A 17,656-nucleotide genomic window follows, 5' to 3' on the forward strand; every position below is an offset into this window, starting at 1 on the left:
GTGATCATCGTGGACTGACATTGGAAGGATCGGCCGGTACGTGGTCTGGTGGAAGGCGATGTCTTCCCACCGCCCACCCCGTCACCCCCTGGCCCTCGCCGGGGTCGCCGCAATTGCGTCGGTCCCGCTCTTCCTCGTGGCGGCACCGAGCGCGTCGTCGGCGCCCGCCTCCGACAGTCAGGGGTACATCGATTCGACCGCGCGGTGCTCGGCACCGGACGTGATGGTCGTCTTCGGTAGCACCGAGAGCTCCCGGGTGGCGATCTGCCGCGATACCGATGGCGAGTACGAATACCGCGGGGTGAGGGTTCGCGACGGCGCACGGCTGATCGTGCCGGCGTCGCGATCTTCCGACGGTGCGTTTGTCGCAACCAACGACGGTATCGAATACCTGGTGACGTCGAGTGCGCTTGTGGTCAGCGTGGGGGAGAAGGTGATCCGCGACGAACCGATGGTGGATTTCCACGAGGCGAGGTCGGGTACGTCGTCTCAAGAACCGGCCACCGCGGAAGAGACGACCTCGACGCCGGCAACACCTCTGCCGCCTCCACTTCCCGCCGAAGTCGGTGGCGGCGACGGCGGCTGACCTCACTGGGCAGGAAGGTGCACCCTCGCGCCGACACTGATTGATCCCGACGTCAGGATCCGGCAGACCGAACCTCCGCGCTGGCTCATCGCTCTCGCCGCGCCGGGGGCGATCCAGTCGTCGAGCAATCGGCAAGGTGCGGCTTGACGCACTACCTCCAATTCGACGTCACCGATCCGCAGCCGGCTGCCGGGACGTGTCGGAATGTGCCCTGTGTCGACGGTCAGGTTGCGGCGGGTGGCTCCGGGGTCGATGGGCTGGCCGAGCTCGTCGGCCGCCAGGTTCAACATCTCCTGCGACTGGATGGTCACGTGCCGGTGTTTGGTGCCGTGATAGCGGTCGCCGACCAGCCCCGCGCCGGCTTCGGCTTCAACCGACTCGACGGAGCGCGCCGGCACCTTCCGGCCCGGCGCGATGTGGATGGCGAGAACCTGCACGGGGCGCAAGTCTAGGTCCGCGCGAAATTCGGCCTCGATGTCGGGTACCGGCCGGAACGCCGTTTTCGTGATGAATGCGGCAGTGCAGACAGAGAAACGTCGCGAATTCCTCGGCGAGCATCCGAATTCTTTTGCTGCAGTCAATTAGAGACGCGAACTGACGCCGCCGTCAGCAAAGAGACATTTTGCGAGAAAGTGCCTCATTCAGGTGGACAACGGGTTCGATCGCGGATACGTTTCCAGCGGTCGGGGCCACCTATAGCAACTTGGAGGGGTCACGTCATGCGTTCAGCAGCACGTACCTATGTCACCGCGGGAGTCGCACTGGTGGGGGCCGGAGTCATCTCCGCGAACCCTGTCACCAATCCACAACTTCTCCAGCACCAGTTCAATATCGACGTCGCACTGGTCGCGGCAACGCTGGCCTGCGGACCCGGCGAGGCCGGCGCGCTGTGCGGCCCGACCGACGTTTCATCGCCCGCCTCGTCCACCTCCACGTTCACCCCGACCGCAGACAGCACGAACGTGCTGAACATCCCCGCCAACCTCTTCATTGCGCTCGCAAACGTCCCTTACAACGTGTTGTTCGCGATGGGCGAGGGCAATGTGCAACTGGGATCGGACCCCGAGGGCGACTTCAGTTTCCAGCCGACGTACGAGGGCGTCACACTGACCCAGCCGGACGGCAATATCGTGGGCCTGGGCCGGAACCTGCGGTACACCGGCAACTGGTGGCTCTACAGCCAGACCAACATTCTTGGCACCGACCCCGCCGACCCCTCCCGCTACCAGGCGATCACCAACATTCTCGTTCCGTTCCCGGCGCTCTCGGTGCCGCTTGGCAACATGTTCGCCGCCATCGCCGCATCTCAGCTACCAATGGACGTCGGCTGCTCCGGAACCGGCCCCGGCGCTTGCGACAACGTCGGCGGAATCCTCAGCAAAATGTTCGACCTTCGACACGTCGCGGCGATGTTTTCGCCGGAGGGCTACACATTCCCGACTACGCGCGCCCCGATCACGTGCAGCGAGGACGGACAGTGCTACGTCAAGGACGACGAAGGCCCTGAGGTGCCGTGGTCGGGCGAGACGGTGAAGCTGGATCCGGCGGCGCCGTTCACCAACTTCTACGACAGTCTCACCGAGGCTCCGGACGTCAACGACATCAAGCCGGTGACTCCTGAGTTCGCGACTGAGAACGTGCTGAGCCTGGCCAACGGCGTCAACACGGCCTTCAACCCGTTCGTGCTCGGAACGCAGTGCGCGATCTGTGCGCCGTTCGTTCCCAATCCGGAGAACAAGCCCATCCCGGGACCGGTTTTCGAAGACCCCGATACCGCCGAGTCGATCAGCGCGGCCGATGAGGTGCCCGAAGAGACGTTGCGGCTGCCCGAAGAGAAGGCGCCCACAGGTCCCAAGCATCGCAAGCCCACCGCCACCAGCGAAGCGGTCAAGAATGTCAGGGATTCCATCACCTCGACCGTCTCCAAGGTGACGGACAGCTTCAAGAAGGCACCGTCCCACAGCTCGGACAAGACCTCGGACTCCGGCGCGAACCAGGACTCCAAGGGCAACGACTCCGACAACTGAGCCAGGACCGGTCAGCGCCGACCCTTACCTGAGCTCACAGGTAAGGGTCGGCCCAGGCACTGATGATGCGCGCCGCTCTGGCCGCCTGATTCTTGCCCGTCAGCAGGTGGTCGGCGCCCTCGAGCGAGATGAAGTTCCTGGGGTGGCGTGCCGCGCGAAAGATGTCGCTGGCATTGGCGATGCCAACTGTGTTGTCCGTCGGCGAATGCATCACCAGCAGGGCGCGGCGCAGTGTCTTGATCCGCTCCCTCAGGTCCGCCGACCGCACGTCCTCGATGAAGTGCCGTCGCAGAGTGAGCGCCTTGCCCCCGACGAGGAACAGCGCCTCACCGTCGGCTTCGATACGGTGCAGTAACGCGTCGTAGTTGTGTTCGACGTGTGCGGGCTGAAACGGCGCGCCGACACTTGCCACGGCAGCCACCGACGGGCAGCCGTGTGCCGCCGCCATGACCGCCGCGCCGCCGAAGGAATGCCCTACCAGAAGCCGCACTTCGCAGCCTCGGCCGTTCATGAATTCCACGGCGCGAATGGTGTCCTCGACCTTGTGCGAGAAAGAGCCGTCACCCCAATCTCCCTCGGAATCACCAAGTCCGAGGTTGTCGAACCGCAGCATGCCGATGCCTTCGCCGGCCAGCTGTTTGCATATACGGCTCGCCGCGGGGCTGTCCTTACCGAGCGTGAACCCGTGCGCAAAGACGCCCCACCCGCGGACATCGCCGTCGGGTAGGTCGATCAGACCGGCGAGTGTCGGCCCACTGCTGCTGGGAAAGGTGACTCGTTCTGCCACGTACACATCCTGTCATCGCACGATTCGAATCGCGCCCCAGGTCACGTATCTCGACGCGGAGTTCACCGAGTTCGTGATCCGGCCAGCGGGCAGCAGCGCCACGCAGCGCTTCGTGGACAGCTTCGTCACCGAGCTCCTGCCTCGCGAGAAATGACCCACTCACGCAACGCTTTTCGGTTCAACTTGCCGCTAGGCAGGGTGGGTATCTGGTCGCTCGTCACGATGATCCAGCGCGTCGGCACCTTGTACGCCGACAGCGCCTCGCGCGTCCGCCGAGCCACCGAGTCGACATCGACGATGTCCGCCGAGGAGACCAGCACCGCGCACACCTCCTCGCCGCGCTCGGCGTGGTCGAGCCCCACCACCACGCACTGGGCGACGTCATCGAAGCTTTCGATCACCGCCTCGACCTCCAGCGGCGAGACGTTCGCCCCGGAGGTCTTGATCATGTCGCCGGTGCGGCCGACGTAGAACAGTCGCGGGTCGTCGGCTCTGCGGTAGACGCGGTCGCCGGTGTGGTACCAGCCGTCGGCATCGAAGGTCTCGCCGCGTTCGCGTTTGTTGTAGCCCGCCATCACGCCGACGCCGCGCACCAGAAGTTCTCCGACCGTGCCGTCGGCCACGGGCGCGCCCGCATCGTCGACGATCTTCATCTCGGTGAAGGCGAATCCACCCGCAGTCTCGGACATGGTGCGGTGCACCGGGAATCCGTCGGGAACCTTGGTCATGGCGATATCAAGTGGTCCATCGCGCAGCATCGGCGCTGACGACAGGTCACGTTCGCCGAAGCTGGGGTGCTCGCGCATGCGCTGCGTGAAGGCCGGCCAGCCGACGATCCCGGTGGCCCTCTCGGACTCCGCGAGGTCGAGCGCGACCTCCGCGTCCAGGCGCGCCATCACCAGTAGCGTGACCGGCGCGTGCAGGGCGCCCATCGCCGCGAGCACTCCACCGACCCAGAAGAACGGCATCGCGGCCAGAATGACCGGATCGGCGGCGGATCCCGTGACGGCGCGGATCGCGTCGGGCCACGTCGACGTCTGCCTGACAAGGGTCCCGTGGGTGTGCAGCACCCCTTTCGGGTCGGCGGTGGATCCCGACGTGTGCACCATGATCGCCAGATCGGCGGGGGAGACCTCGGCTTCCGCAGCCACCTGGATATCGCTGGAGACCGCGTCGCCATCGGGCCGCACGGCCCACCGCGGCTTTTCGTCGCCCGTCATGATGATCGTCCTCAGATGCGGCGCGGCGACCATTTCCAGCCGCTTACTGCGGTGCTGGCTCAGCTCGGGGAAGGCGGCTTCCAGCGTCTCGATAACGTCGGTGTTGAGCACTCGGGACGGAGCAACGAGCAGGCCGACGTCGGCCAGCCGCAACACCTTGGCGATCTCAGCGGGCCGGTACAGCGTGCTCAACGGCACCGCCACCGCGCCGATGCGGGAGGCGGCCAGCCACCACGTCACCCACTCCGCGCCGTTGGCGAAGAACAGCCCAATCCTCGAACCCTTCCCGGCGCCGCAAGCGAGGAGCCGACGGGCCAGCTCTGCGGACCGCCGGTCGGCGTCGGCGTAGGTGAGCCGCTCGGTCGGAGTCACCAGATAGGTGCGGGCTCCGAAGTCGCGCACGGCGCGGGACAACAGGGCCGGCACGGTCAGGGGTTCGTGGTCCACCGGCCGATCTTCTCCAACATCGCGGCGTCGGTGTCGGTTTCCGATGGCAGGATCGTCAGCCGTGACCGCACGCGAACGCACGACGCCTCCGATGAACGGTGATGAACGCACGACGCTCGAGGCGTGGCTGGACTTTTATAGAGCCACGCTGCTGGGGAAATGCGAAGGCCTCGACGACGCTCAAGTTCGTGCGGTGTCGGCGCCGCCGTCCGCGCTGACGCTCCAGGGTCTGGTGCAGCACCTCGCCGAAGTGGAACGGAACTGGTTTCGCCGCGTCCTCGCCGGCGAGTCCGCGCCAGCCATCTATGACGCGTCGGTGGACACCCATGGCCACGACGGCGGATTCGATCTCGCCGAAGACGTCCAGTTCGCCGACGCGGTGGCCATTTGGCAGCGCGAGGTCGAAGAAGCCCGTGCCCTCTGCGCTCGCCGCTCGCTCGACGATGTCAGCCCGTTCATGGGCACCGAGGTGTCGCTGAGGTGGATCTATGTCCACATGATCGGTGAATATGCCCGCCACAGCGGTCACGCCGATCTGCTCCGCGAACGCATCGACGGAGCAACGGGCGTCTGACGTCCGCAAAATCGCTACCGCGGGTGTCGGTATTGCGTAGGGTTCGCGCCATGGCCGTAGATCGCGCAGCCCTGCTCGTCGGGGCCATTCGCCTGGCATCGGGCGTCCAGTTTCTCGTCGACCCACTGCGGGCCAACAAACTCTGGGGCGATCCCGATGAGCCACCACCGACGGCACGCCTGCTCCTGCGCTCGATGGGCTATCGGGACGCGCTGATCGGGGGAATGCTGGTCAGCACCGCTCTGCGGGGGCGCAACACGCGCGGCTGGTTCCTGGCCTCGGGCGGCGCCGACGCCGCCGATCTTTTGGGCGGCATGAGTGTGCACGACAAGTTGGGCCAGTCCCAGAAGATGATCGGGCTCGGTGGCGCGGTCGTCGGCATCGGCGTCGGCCTCTGGGGTGCGTCGAGGCGCCCAGGGAAAGCGACAAAAACACCGTCACCCGAGTCGGGCGAGTAGCCATGCTTCGCCGTCGGCTTCGTCGTCGGCGATCACTTCCAGTGCTGCGAACGCCTGCAGCAGCTCGCCGGGACGGGCCCGGAAAGGTCCAGGTGACGCGCCAACCTCGCTGAGCACGTTGATCGCGAGAATGCCCCCGGGCGCGAGCCGGTCGATCATCGCATCGTCGAGCTTGCGGTCACGGAACTTGTTGCACAGCAGCACGTCTGCCGGCTCTCCCGGCGGAAGGCCGTCATCGAGATCGGCGACGACGAAGGTGCAGCGCTCGGCCTGCCCGCACCGAGCGGCGAGTTCGGCTGCCCGGGCGATCGCCACCGGCGACACATCGCATCCCCACACGTGAAGGCCCCGACGCGCGAGCCACACCGCCGCCGCGCCGACCCCACACGCCAGATCGACAGCGTTTCCCGCTCTGGGGAACTGGCTGGCGTAGGGCTGGAACACGCTGGGCAGAGCGACATCTCCGGGCGGCGTCGATCCTTGTTCGCGGTAGCGCCGGTCCCACCGCGTCCTGTCCGCGTCGGCCATGAGGTGAAGCTTAGGCGCGCTTGCGGATTCGGATGGGGCCTCGCCATTGACTGTCGGGGTCAACAACTTTCCCGCCTTGAGTGATCTCGACGGTGCCCGCCGCGGCGAGCTCACGCGCGAGGTCACGAGCGTCTTCCATCAATCCACGCCAGTCCGCGCCACCGACGGCACGCGCGGCATCGGAAGGGCATGTGCTGCTGTCTGGTCCGCGATGTTCGGCGAGCGCGCAGATCGCCGCCTTCAACCGGCGGCGCATCGGCCCGCTGCACAGTGCTCTGCGCGCCGCAGCAGCCCCGGGTCCGTCGCCTTCGGCGATGCGCGTCAGCTCGGTGTGCAGCTGCCCAGCCATACCCCCAGTGTGCAATAGCCCACACAAGCTGGTGTCGACCTGGGAATCCGCAAGCGGCGGGTTTACCACCACCTGGTTGTGGATAGTTCCTCAATCGTTCTCGTCAACTGCGGGTCATCACCCGGAATGGAGTACTCAAGATGATGTTGAGCAAAGTTCTTGCCAGTGCAGCCGTCTTCGGCGGGCTCGCCGCAGGCGCGATGGGCGTCGCGTCCACCGCTGCCGCGCAGCCCGGCTGGACGCCGCCGCCGGTTCCCCCCGCGGGCCCGAACGTCGGAACGGCACCGGCCGGTGCGCCGCCGAAGCCCGTCGACCCGGTGTGGGCCAACGGCCAGCCGCAGGTGTGGGACGAGGGCTGGCAGCACTGGGGCGTTTGGCTGAACGGCGTGTTCATCCCGACGTACTGAGGCTGAAACGGCGAAGGCCACCGCAGACCCGGGTCTGCGGTGGCCTTCGGTCTGTCAGGCGCCGAGTACCCGCTGAATGTCGGGTTTCATGGCGCCGAGTTGGCCGCCCCAGTATCCCCAGCCGTGAGTGCCGTTGGACGGGAAGTTGAACACGCCGTTGCCACCTCCGGCGGACTGGTAGGCCCGCTGGAAGTTTTTATTGCTGTCCAGCGTGATCGCCTCGAGCACCTGTCCGGGCACGTCCCCGCCACCACCCAGTTCACCGGGACGCCCGGTACCGCAGTAGACCCAGATGCGGGTGCCGTTGGCGACCAGTCGGCCGACGTTGACGGTCGGGTCGTTGCGTCGCCACGCCGGGCTTCCGCCGAGACCCCACATGGCGACGGAGTTGAATCCACCCGCGTCTCGCATCGCGATGCTGACCAGCAGTGGCCACACGCCGTCGGAGAGGTTGAGGTAACCCGAGAGCGACCCCGCATAGCTGAACTGGCCGGGGTGGTAGGCGGCCAGGATGAGCGCCGCACTCCCGGACATCGAGAGGCCCACCACGGCGTTGCCACTCGGCGAGATGCCCTTGTTGGCTGCCAGGTAGGCCGGCAGTTCCGAGGTCAGGAAGGTCTCCCACTGGTAGTTGTACGTGGTGCCGTTGCCGACCGCCGGGCCCTGCCAGTTGGTGTAGAAGCTCGACATTCCGCCGACCGGCATCACCACCGAAACGCCTGATTCGAAGAAGGTCTCGAATGCGGCCGTCTCGATATCCCAACCGCTGTTGTCGTCACGAGCCCGCAGACCGTCCAGCAGATAGACCGCTCGCGGACCACCGCCCTGGAACTTGACCGGAATGTCGCGGCCCATCGCCGCCGAGGGCACCATCAGGGTCTCGACCGGCAGTCCCGGTCGGGAGTATGCGCCCGCGGTGGCCGATCCGCCCGCGACCGCGATGAGCCCTGACAGCAAGAGCGCCACCAGAGCGCCAACAGAGAGTCGTCGAAACACGCCTCGCATCAGATTCATGTGAACAGCCTGTCCTCTAGAGCGCGCCCGAAGACGCGCGTGCCTGGTTGCTGCACATCAACCCCCCGCAGCCGCTGTGCCGCATCGGTTACTTCGTCATGTGACGATTCGCCGTTACGTCCACAGGGCTTCGTCGCACTTCTTCCGGGGACTAGCCTCGGCGTGATGAGCCAAGGTCGACTCAGGGTCCTGATCATCGGTGGTGGGTTCGGGGGGCTGTTCTGCGCACGCAGGCTGGCCGGTGCCGATGTCGATGTGACGCTGATGGATCGTGCGGCCGGCCACCTGTTCCAGCCGCTGTTGTATCAGTGCGCGACCGGGACACTGAGCATGGCGCACATCAGCCGGTCGTTGCGCGAGGAGTTCGCCCGACACCGCAATGTGACGACGCTCCTGGGGGAGGCGGTGGCACTGAATCCCGAAGCTCGCACAGTCACCGCGCTACGCCCCGACGACACCCACTTCACGGTCGATTACGACGTACTGGTCGTCGCGGCGGGGATGCAGCAGTCCTACTTCGGCAACTCGCATTTCGCGGAGTGGGCGCCCGGCATGAAGACCCTCGACGACGCGCTGTGCATCCGGCAGCGGCTGTTCACCGCCTTCGAGATCGCCGAGACCCTGCCGCCGGGGCCCGAGCGCGACTCCTGGCTCACCTTTGCCGTCGCAGGTGGCGGTCCGACGGGCGTCGAGCTCGCAGGCCAGATCCGTGAGGTGGCAACGCGGACACTGGCCAACGAATTCCACAGCATCGAGCCGGAGGAGGCTCGTGTGTTGCTGTTCGACGGTGGCGATCGCCTGTTGAAGAGCTTTGCCCCCGCTCTGACCACCAGGGCGACCAGGACGCTGGAGAAGCTCGGTGTCGACATCCAGCTCGGGGTGCACGTCACCGATGTCGGCCGCGAGGGCGTCACGGTGACGCCGAAGTCCGGCGGACCGCAGCAGCACTATGCCGCGCGCACCGTGATGTGGACTGCCGGGGTCGAGGCGGTGCCGTTCGCGCGGCATCTCGCGGAGGTGCTGGGCGCCCAGACCGATCGGGCGGGACGCATCGCCGTGGCACCCGACCTGTCCGTTCCGGGCCATCCGGAGGTGTTCGTCATCGGAGATCTGGTCGGCCGCGACAAGCTGCCAGGCGTTGCCGAGAATGCCATGCAGGGCGGTCTTCACGTCGCGTCGTGCATCCGGCGCGAGCTCGGCGGCAAGGGGCGTCGCAATTACCGCTACCGTGACCTGGGCTCGGCGGCCTACATCAGCCGCGGTCACGCGCTGCTCCAGGTTGGGCCGGTGAAGCTGTCGGGATTGTTCGGCTGGGTCGCGTGGGGGCTGCTGCACATCGCGTTCCTGACCGGAGTGAGCAATCGGATCAGCACGGTGACCACGTGGCTGGTGACCATCGCCCGCGCGAGCCGTTACCACCGGGCCTTCATGCTGGGTGGTTCGACTCCGGCCGAGCAGCGCTACACGTGGGCCGACTGTGACGAGCCGCCGCCGGGCTGAAACCGTCAGCGCCGCGGCACCCAGGGCTGCTCGTTGCGTTCGCGCCGCGCGCGCTCGTCGGCGCGGTCTTTGGTCCAGAAATCCTCGAACCGTTCACCCGCATGCACGTTCGGCACGCGATTCATGACACGACTGAGCCACGGCGGAGGTTGCGACGGTTCCCATTGCGGCAGAACAAAACTCAGTGACGCCATGCTTTTCAACACGACGAAGATCCCGAACAGCGCATCCGACGCGCCCGTGATCGCGACGCCGAGCAGTCCGAAGATCAACGTCAGGTGGACGACCACGATGCGACTGAGTCCGCGCTGCGCCGTCTGCTCGATCTGCCAGAAGGACCACCGACGCAGTGTCACCAGGTCGACGGCGAAATCGGCGCACAGAAAGATGAGCACGGCGAGGCATGCATATCCCACTCTGCGCCAATTGATTTCGGCTAGTTCGGGATCGGCGTTGCGGCCGATTAGAAAGATCATGACGGCGAGAAACAGTCCGTGCGCAGCGGTGAAGATCAGACTTGTCATGAGAAAGCCCGCAACGAAGGATGAACTCGACGGGCTGTGGCGATTCGTCGTCGCGGCCTCGTACCGATAATGCCCGCGTCTGGGCGACCATCGACGGTGGACCATGATCCGGGCCGCGGTGATCAGCGATCCCGCCAGCGTCTCGAACCAGTACACCACCAGCGTCGTCGCGCCCGACCAGCCTTCGACGAACCAGCCGAGCAACGGAATGGCGGTGATGGCCAGCACGGCCAGCACATGGGCGGTGCGAATCACGGTGTCGCGGTCAGTTCTGGCGTGCGCGCCACTTGTCGAGCATCCGCCGGTCTCGTTTGGTCGGGCGCCCTGCGCCGCGGTCACGGATCGCGACGGGCATCGACACGGTGGGCGGTGGCGGCGGTGTCCGGTCGAGATAGCAGGTGACGGCATCGGCTGCGCCGACCCTCTTTTGGATGATCCGCGACACCTGGACGATCCTGGTGGTATCACCGACGCGGGCCCGCACCTCGTCGCCGGGGGACACCATGGTCGACGGCTTGGCTTGGCGCCCGTTGACCTTTACCTGTCCGCCACGACATGCCGAGGCGGCGTCGGGACGGGTTTTCGTCAGGCGGACCGCCCAGAGCCATCGATCGACGCGGGTGGACTCCATGCGTCCCATCATCACCTGCCCGCGCCCTCACCATTGAGGTGGGCGTCGAGAAAGGCCAACAGCGCATCGAATGTGGGCGCAGGGTCCGAACCCGTGGTTGTGGTGCCGCCTTCGGTGTGCTTCACGACCCGCCCCGGTGAATAGTTCGGCGCATACAGGTAGGCGTCGGTGTGGCCGACATCAGGCAGCAGGGCGAGTGTCGCCGTAGCGCCTGCGTCGACATAGGCGTCGAACAGGATCTCCGACTGGTTGGCCGGCACCAGCGGATCCGCGGTTCCGTGAGCGATGAACACAGGTGGACTGTCTGCTGTCACATATGTTGCCGGACTGGCCTTTTTGACGGTAGACGGGTCGGCCTGGATAGGGAATCCCATGAGCTCGGATTCCGGGGAGTCGGGTGCATCGTGCACCTGACCGTCGGGCAGCCGGTGGGCATCCATCGCGAGAAAATCGGTCGGGCCGAAGAGGTCGATCGCGGCGCGGACCGAGCTGGAATGCGCCGGATTCCCGAGATCTCCCTCCAGGTCGGCTCTTCCGGAGGTCAGGGCCGCCATCGTGGCGATCCAGCCACCGCTGCTGTTGCCCATGGTGGCGAAACGGTCGGGATCGAGACCATAGGTCGGCGCGTGCGCCCGCAAAAAGCGGATGGCTGCCTTGACGTCGTGAATCTGAGCAGGAAACTTGGCTTGGCTGCTGCTCCGCACGTTCAGCCCGACGACCGCGTACCCGTGCGGCACCCAGAGCGCCGCCAACTCAGGTGCGGACAGCATGCTGCCCGGGGCCGGCAGAGCGCCGACCTTTGCATCGTCGCCTTCGGCGAGCGCCTTGCCTTTGGTGTCGCCCCCTCTGAACGCGGAACCCATCTGGAAGATGACCACGGGCACCGGATCATCGGCGGCCAGCGGGAGATACAGATCGAGGAGGTGACTGCGCTCGGCAGGGGCCGCGTAGCCGAGGTTGGTGTGGACAAGATAATTCTCGGTGAGGTGTGGCTCGCGCTCAGACGGACGCGCCGTGAGGTCGGGCGTCGAGCACGCTGCGCCGCCCGCCAGCCCGGCGAGGACACCGAGGCCTGTTTTGAGAAACGCCCGCCGGGGCGGCGCAGCCGTCATCGTCCACTTCTCCACACCGACCGGATCCTAGGCTGCTCGACCCGTGGATGCGGGCCCACTTCTGAGGTGCAGTCCTATCGCCGCCGCGATCCGTGGGGGGGCCTACCCCGGCCGCCAATTCACCGATGACCCGGTACAACCGGTCCCCGCCCGTTACGATCGCCGCGTGTTCCGGATCGATGGCATCGACGGTGAGAGCATTGTGGTCGACGGCAACTGGGTGGAGAAGCTCCGGGCCGGGTCGTCGCGCGGGCGCAATCCGGCCGACCAGTATTCCGGCACGAAGGTCGAGGAGTTCACCCGGCGCAAGAAGATCTTCGGGGGCGAGAAGGAGCATTTGCTCCAGGTCATCGTCAGCGTCGGAACTTTCTACTCACTGAAGGTGCCAGCGGAACGCCGAGCCGAAGTCGACGCCCTCATCGCCGAACTTGAGAAGGCGCGCGACCGCGCGACGTCGTAATCGCTTCACCCCTCAGATGGCGGCCTTGAGATCACGGACCGCGTTGTTGGGATCGGTAAGCGGTGTCAGCAGATGTGATGAATGTTCGAACATCGACTTTCGGAGAGGATCCATCATGAACCGGACTTTGCGGTTCGCCGCGTCGGTGGCCTTCGCCGGCGGTGTCGCGCTCACAGGCGCGGCGCTCCCGACGGCCTCGGCGCAAGGACCGAGCTACCAGGGCGGCAACTGCCCTGCGGGCATGACGTGTACCCACTGGTGCCCCGGCGACCCGGCCCCTCCTGGCGGACAGGTGCTTTCGTGGGACTGGAACGTCTGCCACGACTGGTATTGGGACTCGTTCGGCATCACCGACGTCACCACCAACACCATGTATCCGTGGTCGGGTGCGCCCAGGCCGGCGACTCCACCGCCGCCGTTGGCTCCCGCCCCGCCGGCGACTCCACCGCCGCCGATGCCGTTCTGCAGTCCGCGCGGGTCGCTGATCATCATTCCGCCGATCTGCGATGAAATCGGTATCGATTGGCCCCCAGGTTCGCTGCGCTGACGTCAGCCGACTTCCAGAGGCACGGCCATCTCCCGGCCGCCGGCACGCGATACCCCGATGCCGGCGGCCACGACCGCGGCGATGCCGAAAAGGCCCGGCCACCCAGGGTTCTGGTCGAGAAGGAGAAAGCCGACGATCACCGCGAACGCGGGTTCCAAGCTCATCAAGATGCCGAAGGTCGCGGTCGTCAGACGGCGCAGCGCAAGCAGCTCGAGAACGTAGGGAATCACGGGCAGCAGCATGGCCATGGCTAGGCCGATAAGGATGATCTGAGGCGTGAGCAGCGAGAAGGCTTTGCTGTCAACGAAGAACGTGGCCACCACGCCGGCGATGGGCATCGACACAGCGAGCCCATTGACCCCCGCAACCTGGTCTCCGACGCGTTGGGTGAGAAGGATGTAGATCGCCCAGCACACGCCGGCCGACACGGCGAGAATCGTCCCCTTGGGATCGATGCCACCACTGAAGGGTTGGCTCAGCAGCACGACGCCGATCGCGGCCAGGCCGGGCCACAGCAGTCGATGTCGACCTTTCCCGTGGATCACGGCGATCGCAAGCGGCCCTAGAAATTCAAGTGCGGTCGCTGTGCCCAGGGCAAGCCGGTCCAGTGAGGCCATGAAGAACAACGAGATGGCCGCGGAAACGGCGCCGAGGATCACGCACATGCCGAACGTGCGCCAGGTGAACGCCGATGGCCGCGGTCGTACCGCCACCAGGAGCAGGATTCCTGCCAACGACAGTCGCAGCCAAGCGGTCCCGTCCGAGCCGATGACGTCGATCAGCCCGACGGCAACCACCAAACCCAGCTGGATGCAGATCTGGGCGGCAATGGCCATCAAGACCCCGGAGCGGGTCTCCGCCGGATTCATTCGTGTTCTCGGTAGGGCTGAAGAGTTGGTCAGCAGTATTGGTATTCGACGTCCCAGGTGCGGCGAATTGGACCTGTCCCCGACAACTGCATGCGATTCCCCTCGTTTGCTCCTGGCAGGAGTATGCGCCGAACACTAGCTGTTGCTAGCTCCGAATGAGGCACTTATAGCGATGGTTCCAGCTGCGAAGAACCATGGAGGGCTTGAGACACGGGCGTGGCAGCTGTTGCTGATGTCGACCACGTCGATGTCGGCAGTCGTCAGTCTCGATCCCCAGAGCTGGGCACGAAAGCGGACACGCCCAGCGCGGTGCGATACCCGAAGATGCTGAAACTTGTTGCACGAATCCGACATTCGAAGCGCTGCCGATGTCCCGGCTGCGCGTGGGAACTTAGTCCGACGCGCCGAGGATCTTTATCGCGAAGATCAATGAGTCGCCAGGCAGGATCCCGGCGCCAGGCTGGCCCTGGGGGTAACCGTCGGCAGACGTCATGGCGACTGCGACGGTCGATCCGACGGTCTGTCCGGCGATGGCCTTCTGGAACCCCGGCACGACGCCATCGAGCGGGAAGTCCACGGGCGCGTCGCGCTGGTAGCTGCTGTCGAACACAGATCCATCGCGTCCGTTGACTCCCAGGTAGCAGACCGAGACGGTCGCCGTGGGGGAGACGATCGGACCGCTTCCCGCCTGCAGCGTGCGTACCTGAGTCTCGGCGACGCTGAACGGCGGGGTCACGGTCACGAGCGGCGCCGTGGTGTCCGAGGAGCCGGTCACCGCAACGCTGCCGGTGGCTCCCGGTAGCGTCCACTCCGCAGCGGTATCGCTTGCCGGCGCTGCGGTCGGGCACCCCGCGGCGGGGACCGGCGCTTGTGCGCCCGAAGAGGGAACAACCCCGGAACCGCAGGCGGTCAACGCCCACGCGAACGCGGCGAGCGCAACGACGGGATGCGGGCGGGATGTTTTCACCGCCGCCACGCTACCGGCCGCCCGCCGGCGCTTCAGGAAAGGGGTCGCACGGTCCGGTCAACGCCTGCGCGTGGGTCCGAGCAACGAGTGCGTTCTGACGTTCATCAACAATCCGGCAAGAAATCGACAAGACCCGACCTGGAGAGTCGCTACATCACAGCCCGTAGCCGAATTGAGGAGACACCGTGAAGTACTTGCTGGTACCCGCCCTTGCTGCAGTCGCGCTGGTCGGCGCTCCGGTCGCGGCGGCCGACAACTATGTGACGCAGTCCGGTCGGGTGCTGTGTGCGGTGACGCCGGATTCCACGATCGCCGAGCTGGGGGAGGATGTGGTCGTCTGCCAGGGTGCATTCACCCAACCGGGTGCAAAATTTCAGGCCGTGACCACCGGCGACGGAAACATCGCATGGCAGGATGCGAACCTCGCCGTCGACAACCCCACCACCACGATGGTGTACGGCACCACCTACCACCGGGGGAACTGGACCATCTATCCGGACATCACAGGGACCACGTTCACCAACGACCGCACCGGACACGGGATGTTCGTCAGCATCGACGACGTCCACGCCTTCTAAATCCGTCGGGGGTCTCGCCGAAGAAACATCGCAACAAGGCCCATCCCGGACCTGTCAGTCGCGTTTGACTTCATAGCGCAGCAGGATCGTCCCGCACGGGAACGTGCGGTTCTCCACGAGCCGTAGGGGGATCCGCGACGGCAGGGGAGGGAAGTACGGTATGCCTCCACCCACGGCGGTGGGCACCAGCACGATTCGGTACTCGTCCACCAGACCCGCCCGCACGACCGGCGCGGCAAGAGTCGCGCCTGCGATTTCCAGCTGTCCCTCGGTCTCGGCCTTGAGCTTCGTGACCACGTCGACGGGGTCGCCGCGTTCGAGTCGGGCGTTCCAGTCGACGGACTCCAGTGTGTGTGAGAAGACGACCTTGGGCATGGCGCGCCAGACACGGGCATAGTCGGCGATCATGGGGTTGGTCTCCGGTTGCTGGTCGGCAGTCGGCCAGAACGCCGCCATCAGCTCGTAGAGTCGCCGCCCGTAGAACGACAAGGCGGTATTGCGCTCGAAGTCGTTCCAGTACTGGTGCAGTTCCTCACTCGGGTCGCTCCAGTCGATGTCGCCCTGAGCATCGGCGATGTATCCGTCCACCGACACGTTGAAGCCATAGATGAGTGTGCCCATGCACATCAGACTGCACCGGTGGCCCAAAGTCATCGCGCAGCGGGTGAGGTGCCAAATCGGCCTCGGCTGGGTACAGGGCACACATGAGCGAAGACGAGAAGGTCACAGTCGAACGAACCATCGCAGCACCTGTCGATGCGGTATTCGATGTGCTGTCGAATCCGCACCGCCACCAAGCCCTCGACGGGTCAGGGTTCATCCGCAGCGTCGATCATGCCGATCGGATCACCGAGGTCGGCCAAGTTTTCACGATGAACATGCAGGGCGACCACATGGGCGGCGAATATAAGACTGACAACCAGGTGTCCGGCTATGCGAAGGACAAGCTGCTCGCCTGGAAAACGGCACCCGCGGGCACGGAGCCGCCCGGGTGGGAATGGTTGTGGGAGTTAGAGGCTCAGGGTCCTGACAGCACCCTCGTTCGTCACACTTACGACTGGTCGAAGGTGACCGACAAAAAGTTGCTCGAAAAGGTGAAGTTCCCGCTGGTGACCGAGGACCAGCTCGCCGACACGCTGGCGAGGCTCGCCGAGGAAGCGTCGACCTGAGTTTCCGAAATCCTTAGGTCACCCGTTGTCGCGCCAGGCCAGTATCTCCTTGAGCGACGTCAGGTCGTAACCGTTGTCGGCGGTCAGCTCCGTCTGGAAGAGAGTCACACCCACCTCACGGAAAGCATCTGCGCTGTCGGCGTTCTCCCACAGCGTCGAACGCTCGATGTCGGTGCCTTTGCGGCCAAAGGTCGATGCCAATTCATCGACAAGGTCGCTGGACTTGCGGAAAGCGTCGAGCCCTTGGAACGCATGCCAGATGTCGGCATGCCGGGCGATGGCGGGCAACGATCGTTTGGGCCCCGTGCCGCCGATGAGGATTGGTAGTTTCCGCATGGGCGGCGGGTTCAGGGCAGCGAGTCGACTCTCGATCCGAACCAGCCTCTGGTCGAAGAGATCAAAGCGGGACTTGAAGGTTCCGAACTCGTATCCGTAGGTGGTGTAGTCCTTTTCGTACCATCCAGCGCCGAGGCCAAGGATGAGGCGGCCGCCGCTGATGTGGTCCACAGTGCGCGCCATATCGGCGAGGAGGTCGGGGTTGCGGTAGCCGACGCCGGTGACCAGAAGTCCGATCTCGGCGTGCGAGGTGATCTCACCCCACGACGCGAGGGCGGTCCAGCCTTCGAAATTTGTGACGTCGGGTTGCTCCGCGGTCAGGATGGGCTTGCCGTCGACAATGGCCTCCATCGCGGGCCGATGGAAGTGGTCATAACCGAAGATGACGTCGACGCCGAGGTCGTCGGCGGCGAGGACGGCATCGCGCCACGTGGCGTAATCCGGCGCGCCGCCGGGCTGGATCTGAACGGCGACGCGAAGGGGACGAGTCATGGATGCTCCCGAGTCTGCGAAGAGGCGACGTTTGAGCCAAGTTCGTTTGGCGCCCGCTTTATTCCGGATAGGGC

23 protein-coding genes are annotated in these 17,656 nt (G+C 65.6%); 10 read left to right on the plus strand and 13 right to left on the minus strand.

Annotated features, from left to right (window positions below; genetic code table 11):
- The first annotated feature begins 58 nt into the window (after window positions 1-58).
- Window positions 59-586, plus strand: a complete 528-nt coding sequence (locus AWC12_RS07240; RefSeq protein ID WP_085173312.1) for a hypothetical protein — start codon at window positions 59-61, stop codon at window positions 584-586.
- Between the two features lie 2 nt (window positions 587-588).
- On the opposite strand, the gene AWC12_RS07245 is transcribed toward AWC12_RS07240, so the two are convergent.
- Entirely contained in the window at window positions 589-1,023 is a 435-nt protein-coding gene (locus AWC12_RS07245) for an MOSC domain-containing protein (protein ID WP_085173274.1), read from the minus strand.
- Between the two features lie 282 nt (window positions 1,024-1,305).
- On the opposite strand from AWC12_RS07245, the gene AWC12_RS07250 reads away from it, so the two are divergent.
- On the plus strand, window positions 1,306-2,613 hold the full coding sequence (locus AWC12_RS07250) for a hypothetical protein (protein WP_085173276.1): 1,308 nt from the start codon (window positions 1,306-1,308) through the stop codon (window positions 2,611-2,613).
- A gap of 34 nt (window positions 2,614-2,647) precedes the next feature.
- On the opposite strand, the gene AWC12_RS07255 is transcribed toward AWC12_RS07250, so the two are convergent.
- Both AWC12_RS07255 and AWC12_RS07260 read right to left on the minus strand, forming a co-directional pair.
- Window positions 2,648-3,400 (minus strand): alpha/beta hydrolase family protein, encoded by a 753-nt coding sequence (locus AWC12_RS07255; protein WP_024444969.1) that lies wholly within the window; start codon window positions 3,398-3,400, stop codon window positions 2,648-2,650.
- A gap of 125 nt (window positions 3,401-3,525) precedes the next feature.
- A complete protein-coding gene (locus AWC12_RS07260) occupies window positions 3,526-5,067 on the minus strand; it encodes a class I adenylate-forming enzyme family protein (RefSeq protein WP_085173278.1) in 1,542 nt (513 codons plus the stop codon).
- Window positions 5,068-5,128: 61 nt separating this feature from the next.
- Here AWC12_RS07260 and AWC12_RS07265 point away from each other — a divergent pair, with 61 nt between their 5' ends.
- Together AWC12_RS07265 and AWC12_RS07270 are read left to right on the plus strand one after the other, a co-directional pair.
- The gene (locus AWC12_RS07265; protein ID WP_024444967.1) at window positions 5,129-5,641 is read left to right on the plus strand and encodes a DinB family protein; all 513 of its coding nucleotides are present in this window, start codon (window positions 5,129-5,131) and stop codon (window positions 5,639-5,641) included.
- Window positions 5,642-5,691: 50 nt separating this feature from the next.
- The gene (locus AWC12_RS07270) at window positions 5,692-6,099 is read left to right on the plus strand and encodes a DUF4267 domain-containing protein (protein WP_085173280.1); all 408 of its coding nucleotides are present in this window, start codon (window positions 5,692-5,694) and stop codon (window positions 6,097-6,099) included.
- Here AWC12_RS07270 and AWC12_RS07275 read toward each other — a convergent pair.
- Both AWC12_RS07275 and AWC12_RS07280 read right to left on the minus strand, forming a co-directional pair.
- Entirely contained in the window at window positions 6,079-6,627 is a 549-nt protein-coding gene (locus AWC12_RS07275) for a class I SAM-dependent methyltransferase (RefSeq protein WP_024444965.1), read from the minus strand. The genes AWC12_RS07270 and AWC12_RS07275 overlap by 21 nt on opposite strands.
- A gap of 10 nt (window positions 6,628-6,637) precedes the next feature.
- Window positions 6,638-6,976 (minus strand): DUF3253 domain-containing protein, encoded by a 339-nt coding sequence (locus AWC12_RS07280; RefSeq protein ID WP_085173282.1) that lies wholly within the window; start codon window positions 6,974-6,976, stop codon window positions 6,638-6,640.
- 140 nt (window positions 6,977-7,116) lie between these two features.
- On the opposite strand from AWC12_RS07280, the gene AWC12_RS07285 reads away from it, so the two are divergent.
- Window positions 7,117-7,383: a hypothetical protein gene (locus AWC12_RS07285; RefSeq protein ID WP_024444963.1), complete on the plus strand. Its 267-nt coding sequence runs from the start codon at window positions 7,117-7,119 to the stop codon at window positions 7,381-7,383.
- Window positions 7,384-7,437: 54 nt separating this feature from the next.
- Here the strand turns inward: AWC12_RS07285 and AWC12_RS07290 are convergent, their stop codons facing one another.
- Entirely contained in the window at window positions 7,438-8,397 is a 960-nt protein-coding gene (locus AWC12_RS07290; protein ID WP_024444962.1) for an alpha/beta hydrolase, read from the minus strand.
- A 165-nt stretch (window positions 8,398-8,562) separates the two neighbouring features.
- Here AWC12_RS07290 and AWC12_RS07295 point away from each other — a divergent pair, with 165 nt between their 5' ends.
- Window positions 8,563-9,897 carry an NAD(P)/FAD-dependent oxidoreductase gene (locus tag AWC12_RS07295; protein WP_024444961.1) on the plus strand — a complete coding sequence of 445 codons (1,335 nt, stop codon included), beginning with the start codon at window positions 8,563-8,565 and terminating at the stop codon, window positions 9,895-9,897.
- 5 nt (window positions 9,898-9,902) lie between these two features.
- On the opposite strand, the gene AWC12_RS07300 is transcribed toward AWC12_RS07295, so the two are convergent.
- The 3 genes from AWC12_RS07300 to AWC12_RS07310 are packed head-to-tail and all read right to left on the minus strand — an operon-like array spanning window position 9,903 to window position 12,164.
- Complete coding sequence (locus AWC12_RS07300; RefSeq protein WP_085173284.1) at window positions 9,903-10,676, minus strand: DUF6498-containing protein; 774 nt, start codon at window positions 10,674-10,676, stop codon at window positions 9,903-9,905.
- Window positions 10,677-10,686: 10 nt separating this feature from the next.
- Window positions 10,687-11,052, minus strand: a complete 366-nt coding sequence (locus tag AWC12_RS07305) for an Hsp15 family ribosome-associated heat shock protein (protein ID WP_024444959.1) — start codon at window positions 11,050-11,052, stop codon at window positions 10,687-10,689.
- A gap of 11 nt (window positions 11,053-11,063) precedes the next feature.
- The gene (locus AWC12_RS07310) at window positions 11,064-12,164 is read right to left on the minus strand and encodes an alpha/beta hydrolase (RefSeq protein ID WP_165762779.1); all 1,101 of its coding nucleotides are present in this window, start codon (window positions 12,162-12,164) and stop codon (window positions 11,064-11,066) included.
- 166 nt (window positions 12,165-12,330) lie between these two features.
- Here AWC12_RS07310 and AWC12_RS07315 point away from each other — a divergent pair, with 166 nt between their 5' ends.
- Together AWC12_RS07315 and AWC12_RS07320 are read left to right on the plus strand one after the other, a co-directional pair.
- Entirely contained in the window at window positions 12,331-12,624 is a 294-nt protein-coding gene (locus AWC12_RS07315; RefSeq protein ID WP_024444957.1) for a hypothetical protein, read from the plus strand.
- A gap of 115 nt (window positions 12,625-12,739) precedes the next feature.
- Window positions 12,740-13,171: a hypothetical protein gene (locus AWC12_RS07320; RefSeq protein ID WP_081659921.1), complete on the plus strand. Its 432-nt coding sequence runs from the start codon at window positions 12,740-12,742 to the stop codon at window positions 13,169-13,171.
- 2 nt (window positions 13,172-13,173) lie between these two features.
- Here AWC12_RS07320 and AWC12_RS07325 read toward each other — a convergent pair whose 3' ends face one another.
- Window positions 13,174-14,040 (minus strand): EamA family transporter, encoded by an 867-nt coding sequence (locus tag AWC12_RS07325; RefSeq protein ID WP_085173288.1) that lies wholly within the window; start codon window positions 14,038-14,040, stop codon window positions 13,174-13,176.
- Between the two features lie 391 nt (window positions 14,041-14,431).
- Window positions 14,432-15,007, minus strand: coding sequence for an FKBP-type peptidyl-prolyl cis-trans isomerase (locus tag AWC12_RS07330; protein ID WP_085173314.1), 576 nt, complete (start codon window positions 15,005-15,007; stop codon window positions 14,432-14,434).
- Window positions 15,008-15,192: 185 nt separating this feature from the next.
- On the opposite strand from AWC12_RS07330, the gene AWC12_RS07335 reads away from it, so the two are divergent.
- A complete protein-coding gene (locus AWC12_RS07335; RefSeq protein WP_024444953.1) occupies window positions 15,193-15,585 on the plus strand; it encodes a hypothetical protein in 393 nt (130 codons plus the stop codon).
- A gap of 54 nt (window positions 15,586-15,639) precedes the next feature.
- Here AWC12_RS07335 and AWC12_RS07340 read toward each other — a convergent pair whose 3' ends face one another.
- The gene (locus AWC12_RS07340; RefSeq protein ID WP_085173290.1) at window positions 15,640-16,206 is read right to left on the minus strand and encodes a dihydrofolate reductase family protein; all 567 of its coding nucleotides are present in this window, start codon (window positions 16,204-16,206) and stop codon (window positions 15,640-15,642) included.
- Window positions 16,207-16,289: 83 nt separating this feature from the next.
- On the opposite strand from AWC12_RS07340, the gene AWC12_RS07345 reads away from it, so the two are divergent.
- Entirely contained in the window at window positions 16,290-16,754 is a 465-nt protein-coding gene (locus AWC12_RS07345; RefSeq protein WP_024444951.1) for an SRPBCC family protein, read from the plus strand.
- Between the two features lie 18 nt (window positions 16,755-16,772).
- Here the strand turns inward: AWC12_RS07345 and AWC12_RS07350 are convergent, their stop codons facing one another.
- Complete coding sequence (locus tag AWC12_RS07350; RefSeq protein WP_085173292.1) at window positions 16,773-17,582, minus strand: LLM class F420-dependent oxidoreductase; 810 nt, start codon at window positions 17,580-17,582, stop codon at window positions 16,773-16,775.
- Between the last annotated feature and the right edge of the window lie 74 nt (window positions 17,583-17,656).

The sequence above is a fragment of the Mycolicibacterium iranicum genome (assembly GCF_002101705.1).
In the GTDB taxonomy this organism is placed as follows: Bacteria; Actinomycetota; Actinomycetes; order Mycobacteriales; family Mycobacteriaceae; genus Mycobacterium; species Mycobacterium iranicum.